The sequence below is a fragment of the Paenibacillus sp. CMAA1364 genome (assembly GCF_054373195.1).
The window spans coordinates 322,203-343,225 of sequence record NZ_JBITNB010000002.1; the positions used below are offsets into that span (position 1 = coordinate 322,203).

26 protein-coding genes and 5 tRNA genes are annotated in these 21,023 nt (G+C 39.9%); 25 read left to right on the forward strand and 6 right to left on the reverse strand.

The features are described 5' to 3' along the window. Positions 1–6 precede the first annotated feature (6 nt). From pyrF to ACH8E3_RS03225, 5 genes are all read left to right on the forward strand, one after another. A complete protein-coding gene (gene pyrF / locus ACH8E3_RS03205) occupies positions 7–744 on the forward strand; it encodes an orotidine-5'-phosphate decarboxylase (protein WP_458631191.1) in 738 nt (245 codons plus the stop codon). Then, positions 741–1,382, forward strand: coding sequence for an orotate phosphoribosyltransferase (gene pyrE / locus ACH8E3_RS03210; RefSeq protein WP_458631152.1), 642 nt, complete (start codon positions 741–743; stop codon positions 1,380–1,382). The genes pyrF and pyrE overlap by 4 nt, the downstream gene beginning before the upstream one ends. Before the next feature lie 175 nt (positions 1,383–1,557). Then, the gene (locus ACH8E3_RS03215) at positions 1,558–1,722 is read left to right on the forward strand and encodes a hypothetical protein (protein ID WP_458631153.1); all 165 of its coding nucleotides are present in this window, start codon (positions 1,558–1,560) and stop codon (positions 1,720–1,722) included. A 76-nt stretch (positions 1,723–1,798) separates the two neighbouring features. After that, a tRNA-Met gene (locus ACH8E3_RS03220) sits at positions 1,799–1,875 on the forward strand. Between the two features lie 40 nt (positions 1,876–1,915). Beyond that, positions 1,916–1,989, forward strand: a tRNA-Ile gene (locus ACH8E3_RS03225). Between the two features lie 564 nt (positions 1,990–2,553). Here ACH8E3_RS03225 and ACH8E3_RS03230 read toward each other — a convergent pair. Further along, positions 2,554–3,327 (reverse strand): VCBS repeat-containing protein, encoded by a 774-nt coding sequence (locus ACH8E3_RS03230; protein WP_458631154.1) that lies wholly within the window; start codon positions 3,325–3,327, stop codon positions 2,554–2,556. A 173-nt stretch (positions 3,328–3,500) separates the two neighbouring features. On the opposite strand from ACH8E3_RS03230, the gene ACH8E3_RS03235 reads away from it, so the two are divergent. Further along, positions 3,501–3,586 (forward strand) — tRNA-Leu (locus tag ACH8E3_RS03235). Between the two features lie 645 nt (positions 3,587–4,231). Here the strand turns inward: ACH8E3_RS03235 and ACH8E3_RS03240 are convergent. Beyond that, positions 4,232–4,420 carry an IS3 family transposase gene (locus ACH8E3_RS03240; RefSeq protein WP_458631192.1) on the reverse strand — a complete coding sequence of 63 codons (189 nt, stop codon included), beginning with the start codon at positions 4,418–4,420 and terminating at the stop codon, positions 4,232–4,234. A 441-nt stretch (positions 4,421–4,861) separates the two neighbouring features. On the opposite strand from ACH8E3_RS03240, the gene ACH8E3_RS03245 reads away from it, so the two are divergent. From ACH8E3_RS03245 to ACH8E3_RS03260, 4 genes are all read left to right on the forward strand, one after another. Further along, a complete protein-coding gene (locus tag ACH8E3_RS03245) occupies positions 4,862–5,749 on the forward strand; it encodes a hypothetical protein (protein WP_458631155.1) in 888 nt (295 codons plus the stop codon). A gap of 261 nt (positions 5,750–6,010) precedes the next feature. Further along, positions 6,011–6,679 carry a uracil-DNA glycosylase gene (gene ung / locus ACH8E3_RS03250; RefSeq protein ID WP_458631156.1) on the forward strand — a complete coding sequence of 223 codons (669 nt, stop codon included), beginning with the start codon at positions 6,011–6,013 and terminating at the stop codon, positions 6,677–6,679. A gap of 73 nt (positions 6,680–6,752) precedes the next feature. Then, on the forward strand, positions 6,753–7,199 hold the full coding sequence (locus ACH8E3_RS03255) for a NucA/NucB deoxyribonuclease domain-containing protein (protein ID WP_458631157.1): 447 nt from the start codon (positions 6,753–6,755) through the stop codon (positions 7,197–7,199). Between the two features lie 61 nt (positions 7,200–7,260). After that, on the forward strand, positions 7,261–7,425 hold the full coding sequence (locus tag ACH8E3_RS03260) for a hypothetical protein (RefSeq protein WP_458631158.1): 165 nt from the start codon (positions 7,261–7,263) through the stop codon (positions 7,423–7,425). Between the two features lie 82 nt (positions 7,426–7,507). Here ACH8E3_RS03260 and ACH8E3_RS03265 read toward each other — a convergent pair whose 3' ends face one another. Then, the gene (locus tag ACH8E3_RS03265) at positions 7,508–7,960 is read right to left on the reverse strand and encodes a GNAT family N-acetyltransferase (RefSeq protein ID WP_458631159.1); all 453 of its coding nucleotides are present in this window, start codon (positions 7,958–7,960) and stop codon (positions 7,508–7,510) included. A gap of 362 nt (positions 7,961–8,322) precedes the next feature. Here ACH8E3_RS03265 and ACH8E3_RS03270 point away from each other — a divergent pair. After that, positions 8,323–8,394: transfer RNA gene (locus ACH8E3_RS03270), tRNA-Val, on the forward strand. Between the two features lie 152 nt (positions 8,395–8,546). Here the strand turns inward: ACH8E3_RS03270 and ACH8E3_RS03275 are convergent. The 3 genes from ACH8E3_RS03275 to ACH8E3_RS03285 all read right to left on the reverse strand — a co-directional run bounded on the left by ACH8E3_RS03275 (position 8,547) and on the right by ACH8E3_RS03285 (position 11,296). Next, positions 8,547–8,825 (reverse strand): group-specific protein, encoded by a 279-nt coding sequence (locus ACH8E3_RS03275; RefSeq protein WP_458631160.1) that lies wholly within the window; start codon positions 8,823–8,825, stop codon positions 8,547–8,549. Positions 8,826–9,094: 269 nt separating this feature from the next. Further along, positions 9,095–10,435, reverse strand: a complete 1,341-nt coding sequence (locus tag ACH8E3_RS03280; RefSeq protein WP_458631161.1) for a site-specific integrase — start codon at positions 10,433–10,435, stop codon at positions 9,095–9,097. A 282-nt stretch (positions 10,436–10,717) separates the two neighbouring features. Continuing rightward, positions 10,718–11,296, reverse strand: coding sequence for a helix-turn-helix domain-containing protein (locus tag ACH8E3_RS03285; RefSeq protein ID WP_458631162.1), 579 nt, complete (start codon positions 11,294–11,296; stop codon positions 10,718–10,720). A gap of 190 nt (positions 11,297–11,486) precedes the next feature. Between ACH8E3_RS03285 and ACH8E3_RS03290 the strand changes: the two genes are divergently transcribed. The 14 genes from ACH8E3_RS03290 to ACH8E3_RS03355 all read left to right on the forward strand — a co-directional run bounded on the left by ACH8E3_RS03290 (position 11,487) and on the right by ACH8E3_RS03355 (position 20,912). Next, a complete protein-coding gene (locus ACH8E3_RS03290; protein WP_458631163.1) occupies positions 11,487–11,729 on the forward strand; it encodes a helix-turn-helix domain-containing protein in 243 nt (80 codons plus the stop codon). Positions 11,730–11,863: 134 nt separating this feature from the next. Next, positions 11,864–12,193, forward strand: coding sequence for a hypothetical protein (locus ACH8E3_RS03295; RefSeq protein WP_458631164.1), 330 nt, complete (start codon positions 11,864–11,866; stop codon positions 12,191–12,193). 33 nt (positions 12,194–12,226) lie between these two features. Beyond that, positions 12,227–12,580: a hypothetical protein gene (locus ACH8E3_RS03300; protein ID WP_458631165.1), complete on the forward strand. Its 354-nt coding sequence runs from the start codon at positions 12,227–12,229 to the stop codon at positions 12,578–12,580. Further along, the gene (locus tag ACH8E3_RS03305; RefSeq protein WP_458631166.1) at positions 12,573–12,857 is read left to right on the forward strand and encodes a hypothetical protein; all 285 of its coding nucleotides are present in this window, start codon (positions 12,573–12,575) and stop codon (positions 12,855–12,857) included. The genes ACH8E3_RS03300 and ACH8E3_RS03305 overlap by 8 nt, the downstream gene beginning before the upstream one ends. Further along, positions 12,850–13,035 (forward strand): helix-turn-helix domain-containing protein, encoded by a 186-nt coding sequence (locus ACH8E3_RS03310; protein WP_458631167.1) that lies wholly within the window; start codon positions 12,850–12,852, stop codon positions 13,033–13,035. The genes ACH8E3_RS03305 and ACH8E3_RS03310 overlap by 8 nt, the downstream gene beginning before the upstream one ends. 13 nt (positions 13,036–13,048) lie before the next feature. Then, entirely contained in the window at positions 13,049–13,267 is a 219-nt protein-coding gene (locus ACH8E3_RS03315) for a hypothetical protein (protein WP_458631168.1), read from the forward strand. Between the two features lie 5 nt (positions 13,268–13,272). After that, positions 13,273–15,717, forward strand: coding sequence for a virulence-associated E family protein (locus ACH8E3_RS03320; protein WP_458631169.1), 2,445 nt, complete (start codon positions 13,273–13,275; stop codon positions 15,715–15,717). A gap of 326 nt (positions 15,718–16,043) precedes the next feature. Beyond that, positions 16,044–16,472 (forward strand): hypothetical protein, encoded by a 429-nt coding sequence (locus ACH8E3_RS03325; RefSeq protein WP_458631170.1) that lies wholly within the window; start codon positions 16,044–16,046, stop codon positions 16,470–16,472. A 168-nt stretch (positions 16,473–16,640) separates the two neighbouring features. After that, positions 16,641–17,747 (forward strand): hypothetical protein, encoded by a 1,107-nt coding sequence (locus ACH8E3_RS03330; RefSeq protein ID WP_458631171.1) that lies wholly within the window; start codon positions 16,641–16,643, stop codon positions 17,745–17,747. 68 nt (positions 17,748–17,815) lie between these two features. Beyond that, positions 17,816–18,352 (forward strand): hypothetical protein, encoded by a 537-nt coding sequence (locus ACH8E3_RS03335; protein WP_458631172.1) that lies wholly within the window; start codon positions 17,816–17,818, stop codon positions 18,350–18,352. A 210-nt stretch (positions 18,353–18,562) separates the two neighbouring features. Then, complete coding sequence (locus tag ACH8E3_RS03340; RefSeq protein ID WP_458631173.1) at positions 18,563–18,661, forward strand: terminase small subunit; 99 nt, start codon at positions 18,563–18,565, stop codon at positions 18,659–18,661. Between the two features lie 322 nt (positions 18,662–18,983). After that, complete coding sequence (locus tag ACH8E3_RS03345) at positions 18,984–19,535, forward strand: hypothetical protein (RefSeq protein ID WP_458631174.1); 552 nt, start codon at positions 18,984–18,986, stop codon at positions 19,533–19,535. 429 nt (positions 19,536–19,964) lie between these two features. After that, positions 19,965–20,036, forward strand: a tRNA-Pro gene (locus ACH8E3_RS03350). Between the two features lie 114 nt (positions 20,037–20,150). After that, positions 20,151–20,912 carry a hypothetical protein gene (locus tag ACH8E3_RS03355; RefSeq protein WP_458631175.1) on the forward strand — a complete coding sequence of 254 codons (762 nt, stop codon included), beginning with the start codon at positions 20,151–20,153 and terminating at the stop codon, positions 20,910–20,912. Positions 20,913–21,023: the final 111 nt, after the last annotated feature.

A 21,023-nucleotide genomic window follows, 5' to 3' on the forward strand; every position in this document is an offset into this window, starting at 1 on the left:
GAAATGATGAATACTGAATTTAACCAAATGGCAGGTCGTTTGATTGTAGCTTTGGATTATCCCGATGCCGTTTCGGCATCGGCCTTGGTTGAGCAATTACAAGGCATTCCTTGTTATATGAAGGTTGGGATGCAATTGTTCTATGCTGCAGGCCCGGACTTCATAAGAGAATTGAAGGCTAAAGGTTATGCTGTGTTCTTAGATTTGAAGATGCATGATATCCCTAACACGGTTAGGGGTGGTGCAGAGAGCATCACACGCCTTGGTGTAGATATGTTCAATGTGCATGCAGCAGGCGGAACTCAGATGATGCAGGCGGCTTATGAAGGCATGACAACAGCGTTAGCTAAGGACCCCTCTTTAGTGAAGCCATTGATTATAGCGGTCACGCATCTAACAAGTACGAGTCAAGAAGTTCTAAATGAACAGATTGGTGTTGCAGGTCCTATACAAGATGCTGTTGTAAGGTATGCTGGATTAACCGCTACAGCAGGATTAGATGGTGTTGTGGCCTCTGCTCAAGAGGTGCCGTCCATTGCTGAAGCCTGTGGTAGAGACTTCCTCACGATAACACCAGGTATTCGTCCGCTAGGAAGTGACATAGGGGACCAATCGAGAGTATTAACGCCTAGGGAAGCGATAAGGCAAGGGAGTCACTATATTGTTGTAGGAAGGCCGATCACAGGCGCGAGTAATCCCCGTGAAGCAGCCGAATTGATTATTAAGGAGATGATCCAAGCGTGACACAACTGACAGAGATTCCTGGGAAGATCGCAGGTTATTTACTAGAGATTGAAGCTGTAGCATTAAGTCCAAAACAACCATTTACATGGACTTCAGGGATAAAGTCACCCATTTATTGTGATAACCGTTTAACGATGTCCTATCCAGAAGTTCGCGATTACATTGCGGAGTCATTTGCAGCAGTCATACGTGAACACTATCCCAATGCAGAAGTTATCGCAGGTACAGCAACAGCTGGTATCCCGCATGCAGCTTGGGTAGCTCAGAAGTTAAATCTTCCTATGGCATATATTCGAGATAAAGCTAAAGGACATGGTAAACAGAATCAGATCGAAGGTTTAATTAAATCAAATCAAAAAGTAGTTGTCATCGAAGATTTGATCTCTACTGGAGGAAGTTCTTTGAAAGCAGCCATAGCTGTTAAGGAAGCAGGAGGACAACCTTTGGCAGTTCTAGCTATATTCAGCTACCAGTTGAAGCAAGCTGTGAATGCATTTGCACAAGAGGGTATTCCTTTATTAAGCTTATCTAACTATGAGGCTTTGATGGAAGTTGCTCTTCAACAAGGCAAGATTGAAGCGGACGACGTTGATGCTTTGAAGGCATGGAGAGAAGATCCATCTTCCTTTGGAGTCTAATGTAACTAATATGAGATCGAAATAAGTAGACCTGTCCAACTCGAAAGAGGTGGGCTGGTCTATTTTTGGATCTTATGTAGGTTATGGAATGATGGTTAACTTGAATGTAACTTGCTGAACAAGGCAACACTACCATCGATATCTTATATACGCATGATGAGAAAGAGGGATGGCCATGCAGTGGGTATATTTCAGTAAACTGTATAAGACTAAATTTCAAGCAGGATCACTTGCCAAAAGATTAGAACAGGATGGATGGATTTATGGGTATCATGAGCCTGCTTCTGTCGAAATATTCCGTTCTCGTAAAGGGCGGTATGGTGTTCGCTTTATTCCTTGAATTTAAAAAAAGCACTTGACGTATGGGGCGATAATGTTGTATATTAATTCTTGTCGCTATTTGAATTATTGAATGTCGCGGGGTGGAGCAGCACGGTAGCTCGTCGGGCTCATAACCCGAAGGCCGCAGGTTCAAATCCTGCCCCCGCAACCAATTAAACTGCCATTATTTATTGTGGTTTACATATTATTAGGGGCCTTTAGCTCAGTTGGTTAGAGCGGTCGGCTCATAACCGATTGGTCGGGGGTTCGAGTCCCTCAAGGCCCATAGCGTGCAAAACCCTTACAGCGTAAGGGTTTTTTGTTGTCTATAGGGATGTTATGTTTTTGAAAATGACAGTTACCATGATGGATAACTACCAAGGAATTATTATAAAAGAGATGACAGCAATACATGCGAATAATAAGTTTAAGAAAATATATAGATTTTTCTTTTCTTTATAAGAAAAGAAGATAGCAATGGAAGCTGATACAACGGCCAAGGGAATCGTAATAAAAAAAACACTAAATAAATAAAATATATCAATATATACAAGGGCAGAAAGAAAAGCGGTAAGGATAGTCCACGATTTCGAAGCTTTTGACATCATATGTCCTCCTTATTTTTTGATTATATAAATATAACATATATTGGTGGGACGTTGAGTTATTTTCATAGTATTAAAAAATAGCAAGCCCATTATCAATGGACTTGCTGACGGATTTACTAACATAATGTATCGTTATGAACAGATGTGAATAATGTTAACCGTAATCTAGTTTTATAGCCAGCTCTCATCCCAAATAATAAATCCTTGTGATTTTTCCCCAGCTGGTCCTTTGAACTTCACTCTTAGCTCTGTTTAGAAGGAATAGGGCTTCCGTAGATTGCAAACCATTGATTCTGTAGTCGCCAGCCATTATCTTGCCACTTCAATTGATTCTCAATATATCCAAATCGATCAGCATGATACAGCCCACTTACGCCTTGAAAAGCCAATAACTCATAAACGCCATCTCGGTCAAAGTCAACTGGATATAATCCGCTAAGAGGGTCTACAAATCCCTCTATTGGTGCTTTTAATGTGCCATCTACATTGTATATTTCATTTAAGTAATCCTTGCCGCGGGAAGTGATGTCCAATGTGTAGACTTGCTTCGTATTGATGCAAATCAATTGAAGACGATACCCATCTAAATAGGTAACTTTATACTTCCAATAGTCGTTATATACGTCGGAGCTGAAAATCAATTGAGGCTTAGCCTTAGTAAATGTGTACAAATAATTAAATGTGGTTCCTCCTGATCCACCACTATCAATGGTCAATAATAGATCTGCAATCGCATCACCTGTGAAGTCACCTACAAAAAGTCGGGGATTATATCCTGCATTCTCATGTGGTTGAATCCTTATACATCTAGATGTTGCACTATCTTGAAACACAATAGTGATATCTGTAATGAATGGACTAGTAGGATCAGATTGAATTCCTGTTAGCCATATTTGATCGAGAATGCAGTCACCAGTTACATCTGCCAGTATATGATCTAGAATGATCTCACGATTCACAGTTTGTTTACACGGCATATTGGGCTTTTGATTGACATTATTCATGTGTTGCATCATAGGTCATGCTCCTTCGGGAATAGGTATTTACCCATAGACTATGAAAGAGTGGATGGAGGTGTGAAATATTATTTTATGAAATAGGTTGAAATTGTTTGGAATATCATATATAATAAAAAAGTTGAATTCGAGAAATATTCATACTATAATCAAAGAATTCATACCTATGTTAAGCCGGGGTGGCGGAATTGGCAGACGCACAGGACTTAAAATCCTGCGGTAGGTGACTATCGTACCGGTTCGATTCCGGTTCTCGGCATCATGATTTATAAGGTTTTTTTCGAAGAGATAAGAAGGAGAAGATCGCATGACTCTCATGTAATATTGAGGTCAGTGCGATCTTTTTTTGTTTAAAAATCAGAACACCACTGATTGTTGATGCTGATGATACTTTGGAGCTGTATTCCGAGTAAGAATAAATATCGGGTGCAGTAGAATAGTTGCTGTGTCCCAGCCATTTTTGTCAAATTCGTACTGATAGTAATCTTGAATGTGATACGGTAATAATTCTTTTAGAAGAAGCTTTTTTTCAAAACAGGGTATACCATGATTAGTTATGTCATTGTGATAGAAAGGTAAGTGATAAATTCCTTGACTGTCGTTTCTTCAACTTGCTTGTTACACAAGTCGTTGCAAGTCAAGGTGAGAGGTCTCTCTGGTTTTTACTAATTCACGGATTCAGGCACATGTATAGTAGTGATTTAATATCGACCTATAAAAGTTATGGATTACCACAGTGTAATCTAAACTGGTGTCGAGTATTATGAAGCTAAAGAGAATTTTTATTTAAAAAATAGATGAAGAATGATAAGGCTCAGGAGGGTGAATCAGATGCTTAGTATACTTATAGTGGATGATGAATATGAGATCCGTCAAGGTTTGAGGAACCGCTTTCATTGGGGGATTACAAGCCATCCAAACATTCTGTATAGCGGTAGTTGTTGTAATAGCGAATATATTCGCTAACGTCATTGAGGACGTCATCGTAGGTGTCATACTTTGTAAAATAATAGCTTTCTGATTTGTAAGTACCCCAAAATAGTTCAATGAGTTGATTGTCCTTCCGCTCGCTGTTACCCTCCGATTTTTTGATTGTATACCGCTACAGCGGTTGAAAACAGAGGGCAAGCTTATGCTTTCGATGTAGCTTTCCTTTGGAAAGCTTGTAGGCGAAAGCTTACACTTCTCCAGAACAATTCCGTCATCTTCGCTGCTTCGAACAGTATCCTTCATTCACTCCAAATATGAATTTTGGCTCATAGGATCCTTTTCACGATATACTCGTGCGAAAGATGCCTATTTTCCGTATTTGGCTTCGATTCTAAATGTTTGGTATCTCAGCAGTCAAGGTGGTAAGGCGATAATGGATGTTTTGTTTGGAAAAGTGTTTCGGGGGCGAAGCGAAGTGTGCTACCTATCCGTCTCGAATAATCAAGAAGCCTTTATATAAATATCATGATATAATTATATATTCCTATGATAATCTCATTTATAATTAAAACAACGACCAGTATTAGGAAGGAGAAGTTTAAATTTGAATGTGAAGCTAACGCAAGCCTATAAATATTTAAATTTGGCTGAAGACATTACACGTGAGGAACTGGACAAAAAGTTTAACATACTTCTGAAACGGCAACGCTATAATCCCGCCGATAGTTCTTATGAAGAGGAATTTCAGGCGTTCAAATTCATTCTTGATGAATTAGATCAACGAGAAATTAAGGAAGCAGAAGAGCAGAGGATGGAAAAATGGGGAAGTCAAGCCAACGTTGCAAGATCAATAGAGAATTTTTTTCGACTATACAAAATCCATACCGTTATTTCTATTATTGTTCTAATTGTATTGATTTTTAGTGGGAACGCTCTTTATAAACATAATCAGGAACAGAAATATTTAGCTTCGTTGCCTCCAGTGGATGCTAAGATTATGTTTCTAGGTAATTATGCCTTACAGGACCCAGAAGGGAACTATGACGATCTAAATAATGAAATTGTTAAGCAGTATCCGGATTGGAAAAGAGTGGAGACAAGTGTGGTTAATCTTCCATCGACTGGAAATAGCATGGAGACATTTGATATGGCTTATTTGCAACGGGCCATGGTGGAACTGGCTGCTAATAAGCCTGACATTATTATCATGGATGAAGTTACTCTCGCATGGATCAGCCAGCAGGAAGGACTTCAGGATTTGGAGTCTATTATTTCAGACGGAAGACTTGCTTCGGATGATATACGATTGAAAGGCTTGAAGGACGTGGAGAGCGGACAACAAGTGGTTGTTGGTATAGACCTCACAGATACCTCATTGGCTTCCAGCTTACCAATCAATTCGTTAACGATGATAGCAGGTGTGTTGGCAGACGATGACTTAAAGGGAAAAGCGTTTATCTTACACGCACTTAGTGGCACGGCTAACCAATAGATTGTTCATCTGAGAAGTTGATGGAAATCCTTAATTCTACAAGGATTCTCATGGGTTCTATAATCTCTTTTACCTTGACTTATTTCTTGCTATTGATATAATAGCGAAAGTAACTATACTCATAGGGTAGCTGACTACCGTACGGGTTAGATTTCCGTTATGTCAGCATGATTGAATGAAGTATGGAAGAGATAAGCTGGCTCCGGATAATGGAGCTGGCTTTTTTTTGTAACGATTTGGTAGTAGAAAGGGTTGAATAGAATGTTCGGTAATGATTGGGATGAACAATTTCAAGATGAAATCGTTAAGCCCTATTTCCTAGAATTGCAAGCTAGAATAGCGAAGGAATATAGTAATAAGACGATACTACCACCACTAGAGCATGTATATGAAGCACTCAAACTTACCTCATATGGAACAGCAAAAGTCGTTATCTTAGGTCAAGACCCCTATCATGGGGTTGGACAAGCCCATGGACTAAGCTTCTCCGTATTGCCCGGCGTACGCGTCCCACCATCATTAAGGAATATCTTTAAAGAGCTTGAAGCAGATCTGTCTGTAGGTATACCCAATCACGGTTATTTAGAACATTGGGCGAAAGAAGGTGTTCTATTGCTTAATACCGTTCTTACTGTGGAGGAAGGCAAACCTGCTTCACACGAAGGATGGGGTTGGGAAGTATTGACAGATCTCGTCATACGGAAATTGAACGAACGTGATCAGCCGTTAGTATTCATGCTCTGGGGTAGTCATGCGCACAAGAAGACATCCTTGATCGATATGAGTAAACACAAAGTCATTCAATCAAGTCATCCAAGTCCGTTGGCTGCATACCGCGGATTCTTCGGAAGTAAGCCTTTCTCTCAGACGAATGAATTCTTGATGAATAAAGGTGTAGAACCAATCGATTGGCGTATCCCTAATCTTTAAAGATGACCTATGACATATAAATAAATATTACGAAGTACTACAGAAGACTTTTTACATAAGGGGAGTATATGACTTGAAGAAATTAAAGAAATCTGTTGTTCGTCTAATATTAGCAATGGTCGTATTGATTGGTGTGTATTATTTCGATCTTATAGATATTTCGGATCAGAATTCACCTGTTGAGGTGTCTATAGATGCCGATTACTATCTAGAATTTCCAATGGATCGATACCCAGAGACAGGTGCCCATATCAGGGATGCTATACAGACTGGACATTCGTCCATCTGTACGATTGACCGAGAGGGAGCAGAGGGTAATCGTGCGAAGTCATTAAGTGGCATTCCAACGAAGAAGGGATTCGACCGTGATGAGTGGCCCATGGCAATGTGTAAGGAAGGCGGAGATGGTGCACATATTGAATACATATCACCTGGAGATAACAGAGGCGCAGGCAGCTGGGTAGGTAATCAACTGGAGAATTACCCGAATGGAAGTCGTGTGGAATTCATATTCCCTTAATTCATTTTTAATGCTATGTTTTATAGTAATAAAAGGTATTTATGGATAAAGGGGTGATGTATTGTCTAATCGTGAAGAGCGAATTCAAGAGCTTGAGAGACGTGTTCAATTGTTGGAGAATAATTCAAAGGGAAGCACAAGTATGCTGAAAATAGTGTTGTCTGTTATCTTAGGAATTGTCATTTTTCTAATGAGTGTCGGAATAATTCAGTTTATAGCTACTTAATCAGTGTGGATGTCTTTTCGATGTTAACTAAAAGAACCTGTTCATCCAGCTGAGAGGCTGTAGGAACAGGTTCTATTGTTTATTAATCCAAAGATAACTTCTTCTTCATACGCACATGTGGAATTCCAGCATCATCGAATGGTTCATCAGAAATGACCTCATACCCTTGTTTAGCGTAAAAGGACTCCGCTTGGCATTGTGCATCCAGTATCGCATATTGCAGGCCAAGATCCATCGCCAACTTCTCCATGGCAATTAACAATACGCGTCCGAATCCCTTAGAACGGTATTCTTGGATTACAGCAATACGTTGCATCTTGGCCGTATCTTCGTTGTAATAGATAATCCGGCCTGTAGCAACATAGTCTCCATGATCTTGTATTAATAAATGATGCACATCAGGGCTAATTACATCATATTGATCTACTTCAAGCTCCATGGGTACCTGTTGTTCTTCCACAAATACCTTTTTTCGAATATCAATGCCATATTGCAATTGTTCTTCTGTTATTACATGTATAATTTCTGCTGCCATTTCCCGACCTCTCTCCTAACTTATGTCTGCTAATCATTTTCCAATCGAACCATTATACAAAATTATGATATTGCTGTATAGTTTTAATAATGCGCAAGATCTTAGTGTAACACGAAAGGAGTCGAATATATTCATGGGTATGGGCATTACCATTACGATCGTGGTCATCATGACCCTCGTCCTTATGTACTCTTTCTATTATGTCACGAAGAAAGGTTATTCCCGCAAGTGGGATGAAGATTGAAATATATTGCTTAGATCAAACATATCTGTATAATGTTATTTCTGGTAAAAAGGTAGGTTGACACCCCCTTGCTCCGACTGGTATGATAATTGTTGTCACTGACCAATAAAATTATTTAGATCTGTTAGCTCAGCGGGAGAGCACTATCTTGACAGGGTAGGGGTCACTGGTTCGAATCCAGTACAGATCATCAGCGAGAACCCTTGTGTATCAAGGGTTTTCAGTTTTTAAAGGGTTGATGATATTGCTGCAATTCCTACTCTGCCGCAAAAGTGCCGCAAAATATTTTCATGCCTCTTTCTAAAACAACATAAACTATCACAAAATATATCATTCCATACTTCAAAACTCAGGCTGTTCTAACATCCACTCCACTAGGAACGCTCTCGTTTCTCTAGCTGGAAAGTACCACTTACCCCCAACTTTCCTTTTAATAAATCTAGAGTCAAAGAAAAAGTTATCCTGAATTGTATTCCAACTCATACAAGTTCGTTTCTTAAGCTCGGCTGTATCCCAAAATACATCTTCGCTATCGACCTCTTTAACTAGCTCACTGATCTTTTCCCAACATAATCTTTTAATTTCCTCTTCATCAATCTTTATAGCGAGGATATTGTTCATATAAGGCATCTCCTTCATTTTACAAGAATAATTACCCACTCTTTCAATGCGTTGAAGCATGCATAATTCCTTCGACATATTAACTGTAAGAAGCAGACTTTTCACGCTTTGCACCGTTATTAATAACCGTAAAACGTTTAACACTTGTAAAATCCACATTCTCAATGAAATCGTATTGGTCTCACAAAAAAAGTGAAACCAATAATCTTAGGAATCCATTTACGACGATCGTTGGCCAGTTACTCTTTTTTTGAGTAATAAACTACCGATTATTTAACCCGTTTCAATTGCGGCGGTTCGGATATCTCCACGGGATCGATGAGAGGTGTATCCTTACGAGCGAATTTATCAAATTTACCGGATGTCCGTTTCTTAACTTTTTTCGTTAGGTGAACATAGATATCAGCGGAGGTTGAAAGTCTGGAATGACCTAATCTTTTCTGTATGGCCATTAATATATGATCAATCTGTGATTCATCTTCATCTTCTATGAGGAGTGTACCCATGCTGTGGCGTAGTCCGTGGAACTTGATGTACCTTAGGCTATGGCGTTCACAGAAGCGTTCCCACCAACGTGATGGGTGCTTATAGTAGTATGGATTGCCAGTGCCGTTATGAAAGACGAATTGACGATCTTCACCCAACCACTTATCCCTTAGGTTCTCCTTATCTTCTTCCCACTCCTTATAGTACAATTGCAATTCTTCCATATACCATTCAGGCATATCAACGGTACGTATAGAACTTAGTGATTTGGGATCCTTCTCAATGGCTTTACCTTTCTTAGTCATTGGAATGTTGTTCTCAATTGAGATGTTATTCTCATCAAACAATACTGAAGCCCATTCCAAGGCTACAAGCTCCCCGCGCCGATAACCGCCGATCATTGACCCTAGTATGAATAGTCGCCACTTCCTAGACTCCTTGTATAGAGCATCCACTACAGCCTGTGCTTCATCCTCATTGTAGTATTGTGGATTATTCTTCTGTTCCAGTTGTTTTCGCTTCTTTGTTTCGTTATCTGCAGTAGGCTTCTTAATCCCACTCATAGGATTTGATGAAATCATCTTCCACTCTACAGCCCTAGTTAATATATTCTTTAGCACTCTGTATATGTAACCGATCGTACCGAAGTCTAAGGGCTTTGGTTCCGTCTCTTTTGGTGTACTTGAGAGTTCCACAGGTATCTTTGACTTGCGGTTATCTAATCGAGCCCCTGGCTTCTCTAAGGCTTTCAGGAAGTCTAGTATCAGACCAGGCTTAACTTGTTCAAGATATAAGTGGCCAAAGGTAGGGATCAATCTGGATTCGATATGACTCTCATAAACCTCCAGAGTTGTGGGAGAGAGGTTCATAGCAGCATAATTATCTTTCCACATAGGAATGAATTCTTTAAATGTTTTCTTCCCTGGTGTAATGTACTCACCAGTTTCTAATTCCTGTTTAAACTTTGCATATTCAAACTCCAGATGCTCCTGGAGCTTCTTAGGGCTCATCTTTTCAGTCACTTCAATCGTTTTATACCGTCTATCATATTTGTTGTTCGGCCCTTTTCCCATGCTCACAGTAAACTCCCATGTGTTTGTACCGCGCTGCCTAAAGTTAGCCACCTTTCACACTCCTTTCATTTGGTCGGTTTTCGGATCGGCGAAATTGCCGAATCGTGAATTTCAAGGTTTGCCTTCTTATTCTCCAAAATTGGCGGATGAGTTCACTGAGCATAATTTTACGCTTAGTGGGATTCTCCATTGTCGATCTTAGTGTCCTCAGATCTGAGGGCATATAACAAATATTTACTAGGCGCAGGTTTGCGCTCAGTAAATGAATAGGCTTAGTCCTGTATCTCAGGTGATTGGTATTCAGGAAAGAGTGCTTTGAGCATGTCCATAAAGTTAAACGCTCCACTTAGGAGTGATGAAACTTGCTTGGGCATTTTTGAACTCTGGAAGGCCTACAATAAATATTTCGAAAAGGTATTGTTCGATTGCATCTTTTATACGTTCTCTGTGGTAGTAGGGTAGCTTCTGAAGATATGAAGTTAATTGTATATCGTCTATAGCGTATTCATAGTGCGCTGAACCATTAATATCATCAAACGAAGAGGGAATTGTTATGAAGATAGAATCTGAAAACACAGAATCTTCGCAACGAATATTAATTGTCATAGTTAAATTAAAGTCCTTTTCGATTACTCCTGGATTGCCTTCTTCATCTCCGTATAATACTTCTTCTTCGCTTTCTTCTACTTGATCGATAAATATATCAACTTTTATTAAAACGTAAGAAAAAAGTTCTCCTGGCGTAACTTTTAAAAGTTCGCAGAGCGTATCCATGGTTTCAAATTGAACACCTTTTCCATTTTCGTTAACCAATGCCGAAATTGTAGTTCTTGAAAGACCTGTATTATCAGCAACGTCTTGTATCGAGAGTTTCCTTTCAGCCATTAAAACCGCAAGATTACATTTTATCATATTCATCCCCCCTGTAAGCATTATAACACCTAATGCAATCAAATCAATCAATAGTCTGATTATTTAGGGTTGACAAGTAATCGTTTGAAATATACTATTGTCTTATCGTGTTGATCAGACAATTGATTATTATGATAATAGTACTGGTTGATATGATGTGAATATTGATTGAAGTGAGGTGGATTTCTTTATGAAAGTAGTTGTAAAAGATCTTTGCCGGTTCAACGAACTAATTATTCGTAACGGATTGACTAGACGAGGATTTGCTAAAAACGCAAATGTTGGGATTTCCACAGTACTTCATATTTGTGGTGGTACTCGCAACCCTGGTCCTGCTGTTGCAAAGAAGATCGTTGATGCGCTAGGTGTGGACTTTGATGAGATCTTTAAAATCGTATCAGTTGAGCAGATCAAAGAAGGAGCAGCGGTATGAAGCTCTACGGTGTTAAAGTAGGAAATCGCTTATACGTTCGCACTTGTGGAGGCAATCTTATCTTATTTAAATTACTAATCAGTATGCAGTAGTCAGTCATGACCTATGTATTGAAAAGAGGGGGTTATCAACAGGTGGATAGACTTATGCTAACGAGCGCTAGAAGACGCATTGAACTAGAACAGAAGCATTTCCCACAAGGTACACCTGCAGATGCTATTAAGCTACTGGATGATGTGCAGGAGCTGCTTAGCAGGGCATACCAAGCAGGCTATCAAGCAGCAGAGCGCACAGTACCGCTAGAATGGAGCAATAACGCTTGTCTAGGCTATGCGTTGTTAGCTGCTGAAATGATGGGCTTAGATGAGACGCATAGAAGGAAGCTAGCCCACAGCATGAATAACCGGTTTGACTTTAAGACACTGGAAGAAGCAAAGGAAGCATATTGCAATTCAGATTATTAACTGGTTGTTACTAATAAGAGGAGGGATTGGCCCATGCAAACCGTACTTAGCAACGTAGAAACTTTCGATACTGTGGCATTCTTCGAGAAGTTTGCTAGTAAAGGAAAGGCTATTCAGATATTCGTCACTGCTGCACAAATCATTCGAGATGAGTTCAAGTGGGACGGATCCGAGTCAGAACAAGAAAAAAGATATATTCGGGATGATGTATGGGGCGATGTAGAAGCTGGATTAGTCAAAGGTATCGCACATTATGAGCATTGCGATGAGCCTGTGAAGGCGATAATCCAAAAGAACTTGGCATCGGATAAACGCCATTTAATCCTTAATTGTCAATGTTGTAGTTTCAAGTTATCTGTAGATGAGGAAGGTAGAGTCTATGAGTAACCCTGTTCAAAGTAGAAAGTACCCAGTGTCAGATAAAGATAAAAATGCACTTGCTGAAAGGTACGCCCTTTATTCCTTGGTTATGGGATCACCTGAATATGCTAAGGATTTGCTTCTATTAGCAGAAGAACATGCAAAACTGGAGCATATACGTGAGGAATTACCCGTATTTTCAGATTCACTCTTTATAATTCGTGCTCGTATTGCACAGATCGAGGAAGAGCAGGATGCCTTGTACACAGACTTTTTTCAAAGGGAGGAAGAAGACAATGACTAAGATTACTTTGTCGGTTGCAGAGACAGCTCAACTGATTGGTGTATCGACAGCGACTATATACACCATGGCAAGACAGAATGAAATCCCCCATGTGAAAGTGAGAGGTAGAATACTCTTCCACAGGGACATGATTGAGCAGTGGGTGCGCGGAGAACTGCAGCTTGTAGAAGCAAAGTAAGGAGCTGATTACCTTGAAGATGGTTGAAATTTGGCTGATGAACAGGGCTGGTAATAGGGTTAATCGGCAGCGCGTTCCGATTAATAAAATGGAAGCGGCGCTCAAACATACCCAGGACCGTATGGATGTTGAAGATCATAGCGGCATTGTCGTTCAGATATTTAAAGGTAAGAAGTTCGTATCGGGCTTCAACATCTATGATCTTGATTATTTGAAGCATTTGAGGGGCTGAGATTATTGAGCAGTGAAGAATTATTGGAAAGGGAAATAACGATAGCTTTCGGCAAAAACCGGACAGATACACACTGGAAAAATGATTACGTAACATGGAATGAATTTGTGAATCGATTACGGAACTTGCGCAGGACTGAGGAGAGTATGTCTCAATACGACTCTATGACTGATGCACAGAAAGGTAGGGTCAAAGATGGGCCATCCTTTGTGGGAGGGTTTGTGCGTGGTGGACGTCGGATCAGGGGGAGTGTTGAAAGTCGCTGCTTGTTCACGCTAGATGTTGATCATGCGAATGAAGGTTTTATTGAATTGGCGGAAATTTTAGCTTTAAATGGTTCTGCTCACGTTATTTACTCTACACATAGTCACCGAGAAGATAAACCTAAATACAGAATTGTAGCTCTGGCCTCGCGAGATATGACGCCTGATGAATACGCTGCAGCTAGTCGAAGACTTGCATATATCCTAGGTATGGAATATTTCGATAAAACGACATTTGATGTGAACAGGCTCATGTACCTTCCGAGTTGTTCTAAGGATGCAGAGCCGATCTTTGAGGCATTTGAAGGTGAGCCGGTTGATGTTGATGCCCTATTAGCAGAATACGAAAATTGGATGGATATGAGCCAGTGGCACAGACATCCCGGAGATCATAGTGATATTTCCAAAGTACGGGGAAAGTTGAAGGACTCTCGAGATAAAGAGGGCCTTGTAGGACAATTTAATCGGGCATTCAGTCCAGAAGAAGCCATAGCTGAGTTTATTCAGGAAGTGTACACACCAGTCTTAGGACAAGATGACCGCTGGACCTATGTACCAGGTACATCAGATGGGGGAATGCGCATATATCCTGATGGCCATATGTATTCAGAACATCAATCAGATCCTGCCAATACAGGGCATTGCTATAACGCATATGACATGGTTCGTATTCATCTATTCGGCCATATGGACTTGGACACCAGTAAGCATACAAACATAATGGACTACCCTAGTCAAAAAGCCATGAGAGAGTTTGCAGGATCGAATGAGCGTGTTCGAAGAATCTCTCTTGAAGAAGATTTCGGTGGTATGGATAAGGATTTGGGCGAGGGTGGTTTAGATCGTGACGATGATGATTGGTTTCATCAATTAGAGACTGATAAAAGGGATCCAAAGAAAATATTATCGTCATCACATAATGCGGAGCTCATCCTAAAGAATGGGCCTTTCAAAAACGTATTAGCCTATGATGAGTTCCTAAATTCAGAGGTCATTCGTGACCGTCTACCATGGAGAGGTAGGAAGCGGACGGATGCAGACTATGAACCGTGGCTAGGTCATGATGATAACGTTATGCAGCATTACTTCGGCAAGGTGTATCGCATTAACTCAAAGGCTATAATCATGAATGCCTTTAAGGCTGTTGTCCACCAAAACGAATTTCATCCGGTCAAGGAATATCTTCTATCGCAAAAGTGGGATGGTATTGAGCGTTTGGAAACTTTATTCATCCACTACAACGGAGCCGAAGACAACCTTTATGTAAGAGCCGCAACACGTAAGATGTTCATTGCTGCTGTAAGTCGGGTCTTTAATCCCGGCTGCAAATTCGACTATATGCTTGTGCTGGTTGGTCCACAGGGCGCAAGAAAGAGTACGATTCTATCAATGATGGGCCGTCAATGGTTTAGTGATAGTTTGAAGTCATTTGATTCAAAGGAAGCAGGCGAACATCTGCAGAGCTCTTGGATATTCGAATTTGGTGAATTGGCTGCTATGAAAAAATCAGAAGTGGATGAGGTCAAAGCATTCATCACAAAGACCAGTGATAAGTACCGAGTGGCTTATGATCGTATCGTAACGACTTTCCCGAGGAAATGTGTGTTCTTCGGCACTACTAATAATTATAATTTTTTGAAGGATTCAACGGGAAATAGAAGATTTTGGCCCATAGATGTGGTTCCAGACAAACGAATCAAGGATGTCTTTACGGATTTAACTGAATACGAAATAGACCAGTTATGGGCTGAGGCGTTACATTATCACGGACAGGGAGAAAGTTTGGAACTTCCCGTTGATATAGATATTATGGCAAAACATATCCAGGAAGAGCACTTGGAAGAAGATCCGAGGGTAGGCATGGTTTCAGAATATTTAGAGAAGCCATTACCTGAGAATTGGTTAGATTTGGGCGAATACGAGCGCCGTGGATATTTGGATATGCCGATCGGGACAATTGAGCGAGACCGTGTGTGCGCAGCCGAGGTATGGGTTGAGTGCTATGGAAAGAGGTTTGGTGATATGCGGTCTTGGGACGCAAGGGATATTTATAACATTCTTCGTAAAATACCAAATTGGGATCAAAGAAAAGGGCGTGTCCGCGTCCCTGTATATGGTACCCAAACAGTCTTTGAAAAACTTAACAGTGTAACAGTAAAGGAAATCATGCCATCACAGTTGATGTAACAGGCGCAACACATGTAACAGTAAGTATGACAGCAAAAAGAATGCTACTGTCACACCTAAAGACTTACTACGGTTGGTCGTAAGACCCTTCGTAACAGGTGTGACACCATATCTATATTAAAGAGATTAAATGTTAATAAGGTTATAGGAGCATATGCAGAACGTAAGCTAATGAACCTAAACAGGATTATATAAGGTGTGCTTAAGAAATGCCCCCTTTACTGTTACTCCTGTCACAGCCAGTATGGTTTAAAGTTCTGGTATTGAAGAAAGCTGTTAAGGTTTGTTAAGGTTTTATGTTCTTGTGAGAGAGGGTGTTGGAGAGGATGCGCTTTGTTCGTAAAGAGTTGATGGCCTACAACACTATGGCTGAGGATCGAGCGGATATAGTAAAGAGGCTCTACCAGATGGACTCTGATATCAGACCGAATATATCAAATCTCGACGGCATGCCGAAGGCTCAAGGAGGGCTCCCTAAATCAACTGTAGAGAATGAGGTTATTCACCGAGAGACATCACGGCAGCGTGTTATGGATGAACTTGAGCTATTGGATCGGAGGATTGCTGTCATTAAAAAGGCCTTAAGTGTCTTAGATCCACTTGAGTTGTCAATTATTAACCGAACGTTCCTTTCACTTGATTGGGAGAGGAATGATATTGCTAACTCTTTAGAGTTGACACTTTCTGAATTAGATGTAATTAAGAATAGAGCATTGACCATTATCGGGTATGCTTTAGGGTTGGAAACCGTATGAAACATGGAATAATCCATTACGTTTACTTATGGCAAATCGGCACTTTCGGCACCCTAAAAAAAGGGTGCATCTTTTCAAAACAAACTCAATCAATTTTAATGTTGTACACCCTAAGAAAACCTAAGAATAGTCTGGATATTTTCTAAAAAAACATGAGGTGGGAATTATATGAGTCTATGTGTTTGTTTACAGAATAATAACGAGATAGTGATCGCGGCAGATACAGCATTAATAATGAAATATAACGACGAACTTCTTAGATTTAAGAAGCCATTTAGAAAGTTAGTAGAGATAGGTAACCTCTTGATATTTATGAGTGGTAGTGCAGATGTGGCTAGGATAGTGATGGAAACATTCCAACAAGAGAGTCTAAAGACAATACACACCCTCAAAAAAGCTGTGGTGAGTAGCTCCAAAGACTTTTCAGAATCTCATCCTGAGGTGGTTGCCTCACTGGAAGAAGTCGATAGGGGTGTTGGGGTGCTTGCAGCAGAGTATTCGAATGGTGGTGTAATAGTTCATACAATCCAACCAAGTGATGGTTATGAAATTCACTCTTATACTGCCTCAGATTCAGAAACTAGACCCCATACGGGTGGAGTGTTCGCTGATGAAGCCTTGTCCTTATTAGACCCTATGCTACGTAATGGGGGCAAGTCAGCTCCAGAGATGATAGATTATGTATTTAAAGAGCTTTCAGGAGAGAGTGTGGGCGGTATGATCACTGTTGCGATACTTAATAAGGATGGTATTGAATTCATACCAGAACGACCAATTGAGGAGACTGTAAGATTGCGTTACTACGAGGATGTATTTAATGGTTTTAGGGGAGGACTTTATCTTACCGGAGCATTGATCCAAACAGCTGCAACAGGTATCTTCCCCAGAGCTGAGATGAGTAATACCAGTAAAATGTTCAAGGTTGCTGCTTCTTCCAGTTCAAGTATTGAGATGAGTTCAGCGGGGACTAACGCTTTATCACATATCAGATTTCAAAATGGTAGTAATTACGCTGAAATGAGTTTGCCGAGTGCATCTACCGGTCTTTATATGGACGGTTCTAGTCTTACTATGGAATTTCTTAATGTATACCTTCGTGGTTATATAGGGGTAAGTATCCTGAGCTGGGATACTATAAAATCCGAACGTGATGGTGGATCCCTTCAAGATGCTCTTGATAAGTTAGCTATAAATATGTCATTTGATCCCACTACAAGAAATTTGAAGCTGTGGAGTCAGGGGTCGCAACTTCTTGCACAAGTAAATATTCCATAATTGAAACCTTTTCCTCTTTTAAGCGTTAATAGGTTTAACTAGATTAACGCTTAAGAGGAGGAATTGAATTGAAAAGATTAGCTACACTTGTGATAGGTATCTTTATTGGGGCATTGTTGTTCGGATCCATCCCAGCACTCGCTAACAGTGTTAAAAGTTTAGTGGGATCCAAGGTTACGGGGGTATTCACGATTGAGAAAAACGGAAAGAAGATAGCTGAAAGCGCAATAATAAATGGTTCGGCATATGTCCCGGTGCGCGTGATGGCAGAAGCCACTGGAACACCAATAACAGTCGAGGGAAAGGTGATTACATTGGGTGGAACTCAGCAAAATAACGCCATTTTAGATGATATAAATATACAAAAGGATGCCGTATTACGAAGAATAAAGATATCTGAAGCGGCAATAATGCAATATGAAACTGATGTTATTCCAAGGGCAAAAGAACGATATGAAGAAGCTAAGGATTCTCCTGTTGAAACCCAACGGAAAGAATGGTTAGAAAGTATAAATAAAGACCTAGAGCAATATAGATCTGATCTAGTAGATGCGCAAAAGCAACTAGCTGACATTGAGGTTCAGATAACAGGATTGAAGGAATAACGTATTTCTATTAAAATCCACTTAGTATGAAAGGAGAAGTTTTAGGGGTCCCCGAAGGGATCCTTTTCTTTTGGCAGCCCCTTAGAAATAAGAGAGTCTTACGATGAAGGTTATTAAAGCTGTGGTTGGCAACGTTGCAACGCGTTGGAGCCGAGAAGGCAGATGATAAGCATAATGAATAATGGTAGATCTTAATGGACAGTGGGGGCAGTGCGCGCAGGATTTAGCGCCAAAACAGCCAATGAACAAGGGGCTAGGTTGTTAGCAAATGTTAGTATTCAAGAAGCTATTCAAGTAGATATGGGTTAATCGTCAATTTGATGGCAACCTAACAAAACCAGACATTCAAGATGATATTAACAGGGTGTAATATCCCAATAAAACCCAGTGCTCAACTGGAGGTACAAAAGATGATGGTTCCCTTACTAAACTAACATACAGCTGGAGAAGTGCGTTAGTTGCATATAGTGAGAATGGACAGGAACTAAACAGATTTTTAGTAAGAAAGATTGTGTGTAAGAGGTGAAGACTTCCTGAAGTCGAAGTATTTTAATATATAAGAATTTATATGTTTTGGGGTAAGCGAAGCTTACCCCTTATTTAGGATATCGACGGGAGAGAGGCGAGTGTAGTGAGTGATGAACAGCAAGCTATTGAAGCTGTACTAAATTTCTTAAAGGATGACACTAAAAAGATACTTTTGGTAAGAGGTTATGATAGTGACGCCAAATTAAGGGTTATTCTATCTTGTTTGAATAGAGAGTTTGATAAGGGGATAATTAGAACGGTTGCTATGTCAGATATATCAAACTTTATCAACCGCGCATTTAACAAAAAGCTTTTACCGAATACAATTAAGTCAACAACTAATTACGATCTAGGGAAGATGACTGTTAATATAAACAGCTATGTTACCTCAACCAGATCTAATCCCCAAGGTAACGATAGTAGTTTCACACTATTTTTTCCTGTTCAATCAGTATTAGATGATTCTAAGCGGTATAATAATTTTCTAACCGAACTTAAAAACACAAAATCAAGAAAAGTCATACTGATTACTACAAATGAGTGGAGCATAAAAGAGTGTGATGTAGAGAACAACGTAGACGAAGTGTTTTTTTACAGCGTAGAAAAAGATAATCCGCAGATCATGGTGAATTTAAGAAATAATGGAGCGATTTAATGTTCGAGCACCCTAACGGTGCTTTTTCTTTTGCTTTTCACAAGGTATGGATTTTACAAAACCAACACAACACCGTGGATGGAACGTAAAAAGAGTGCACACAAACAAAGGGGTGCGCCTATCGGCATTTAAAGGGGTCTACATGAAGGCGATCCGACGCACAAACATAATACGCCTGTTAGAATCTAACGCCCACAGAGACGGCTATCAGAGCACTGTACAGCCTTAGAGCAGAAGTGAGGACGTTACGAAAATAAGGTTGCTGGAACTATCTAGGGAGTGTTTAGAGAGCGTTAAGACAACAGAACAATGCTAAGTAATGCTAAGTTACAGAACAGTACTGAAGAGGCAATTAGACAATAATTATAAGAGTGTAGATAGCATACCTTTAGGCTATGCAGTTCGGCTATTGGACTCTTTTCGCATTATACGTATGTAGTGTAGCGGTAGCACACTTGCTTTGGGAGCAAGTAGTCGCAGGGTCAAATCCTGCCATTCGTATTATTCATAGTTTTCCTCCTAACTTGCCGACAACTTCACGGGTGTCGGTATTTTTATTGCAGGTAAAACCTTCCCCAACGTCGAAATATGACAAGAGATAGGGGGAGATGAAGTGTGAAGAATAGTTTTTGGATAATTGCAGTTGCGGCTATTTCGATAGTTATAGTGAAAACGCGTTTTATATCATCTTGGACTATCCAAGATACAGACTCATTACTTGGAAGTTTATTAACTGAGCTAATAAGTATCTTTATTACAGTCTTTTTGATCGATCGGATTGTGAAACGGGCAGAGGTTAAAAAACAAACAAAGTTAAAAGAACAAATGGAAGAGGAATATAAGGACTTAATTAGTGGCGTTCTTGGTAATCGTCTCAGAAGGCTGTTTACAGAAGTATCTACAGTCTATATGAACTTTGTGCTGAAGAAACCAGCTGAATTGAGCAAGGATATTAAATTACATGAATATAAAGATATAATAGTGGAAATCTTAAACGATTTGGATAAACATGTAGCTGCGGGCTTTCGATCAAAACCTATCAGTTGTTATATTGTTGATGAGAGTAAAATGACAATACCGAACGAAAGTATTATTAATTACCAAGAATTCTGCGAGTACATTTTTAAAGCGAAAATACAAACTGTTATTGATGGGTTCATACAGCGATACATATCCGTACTGCCAGAAGACTTGAAAATTTCAATTTATACGATTGAGAATTCAATTGATGATTTTGTATTCATTACCCCATTAAGAATTGGACATAAAGCTCCTATGCCAACTACGTCTGAAGATATTTTAGCGTTGAAGAAGGAGTTTAAACGAATTGGAGATTCCCTACTTGATATTTATCAGATTATCGATTCCACATCCTAAAGCACCTTAACCGGTGCTTTTTCTTTTGTCGCAACATAAAAAGCCAACCTAGTGCATAAAATGTACCCTTTGTAAAGGACAATTAAAAAAAGACTAGGCAATTTGAAGTAG

Bases quoted from the DNA above. Each gene is read 5' to 3' on its own strand.
- ACH8E3_RS03305 (WP_458631166.1), top strand. From the start codon at position 12,573: ATGAGTAACCCTGTTCAAAGTAGAAAGTACCCAGTGTCAGATAAAGAT.
- ACH8E3_RS03310 (WP_458631167.1), top strand. From the start codon at position 12,850: ATGACTAAGATTACTTTGTCGGTTGCAGAGACAGCTCAACTGATTGGT.
- ung (WP_458631156.1), top strand. From the start codon at position 6,011: ATGTTCGGTAATGATTGGGATGAACAATTTCAAGATGAAATCGTTAAG.
- ACH8E3_RS03265 (WP_458631159.1), bottom strand. From the start codon at position 7,960: ATGGCAGCAGAAATTATACATGTAATAACAGAAGAACAATTGCAATAT.
- ACH8E3_RS03285 (WP_458631162.1), bottom strand. From the start codon at position 11,296: ATGATAAAATGTAATCTTGCGGTTTTAATGGCTGAAAGGAAACTCTCG.
- ACH8E3_RS03330 (WP_458631171.1), top strand. From the start codon at position 16,641: ATGAGTCTATGTGTTTGTTTACAGAATAATAACGAGATAGTGATCGCG.
- ACH8E3_RS03300 (WP_458631165.1), top strand. From the start codon at position 12,227: ATGCAAACCGTACTTAGCAACGTAGAAACTTTCGATACTGTGGCATTC.
- ACH8E3_RS03290 (WP_458631163.1), top strand. From the start codon at position 11,487: ATGAAAGTAGTTGTAAAAGATCTTTGCCGGTTCAACGAACTAATTATT.
- ACH8E3_RS03215 (WP_458631153.1), top strand. From the start codon at position 1,558: ATGCAGTGGGTATATTTCAGTAAACTGTATAAGACTAAATTTCAAGCA.
- ACH8E3_RS03325 (WP_458631170.1), top strand. From the start codon at position 16,044: ATGCGCTTTGTTCGTAAAGAGTTGATGGCCTACAACACTATGGCTGAG.
- ACH8E3_RS03230 (WP_458631154.1), bottom strand. From the start codon at position 3,327: ATGATGCAACACATGAATAATGTCAATCAAAAGCCCAATATGCCGTGT.
- pyrF (WP_458631191.1), top strand. From the start codon at position 7: ATGAATACTGAATTTAACCAAATGGCAGGTCGTTTGATTGTAGCTTTG.
- ACH8E3_RS03275 (WP_458631160.1), bottom strand. From the start codon at position 8,825: ATGAACAATATCCTCGCTATAAAGATTGATGAAGAGGAAATTAAAAGA.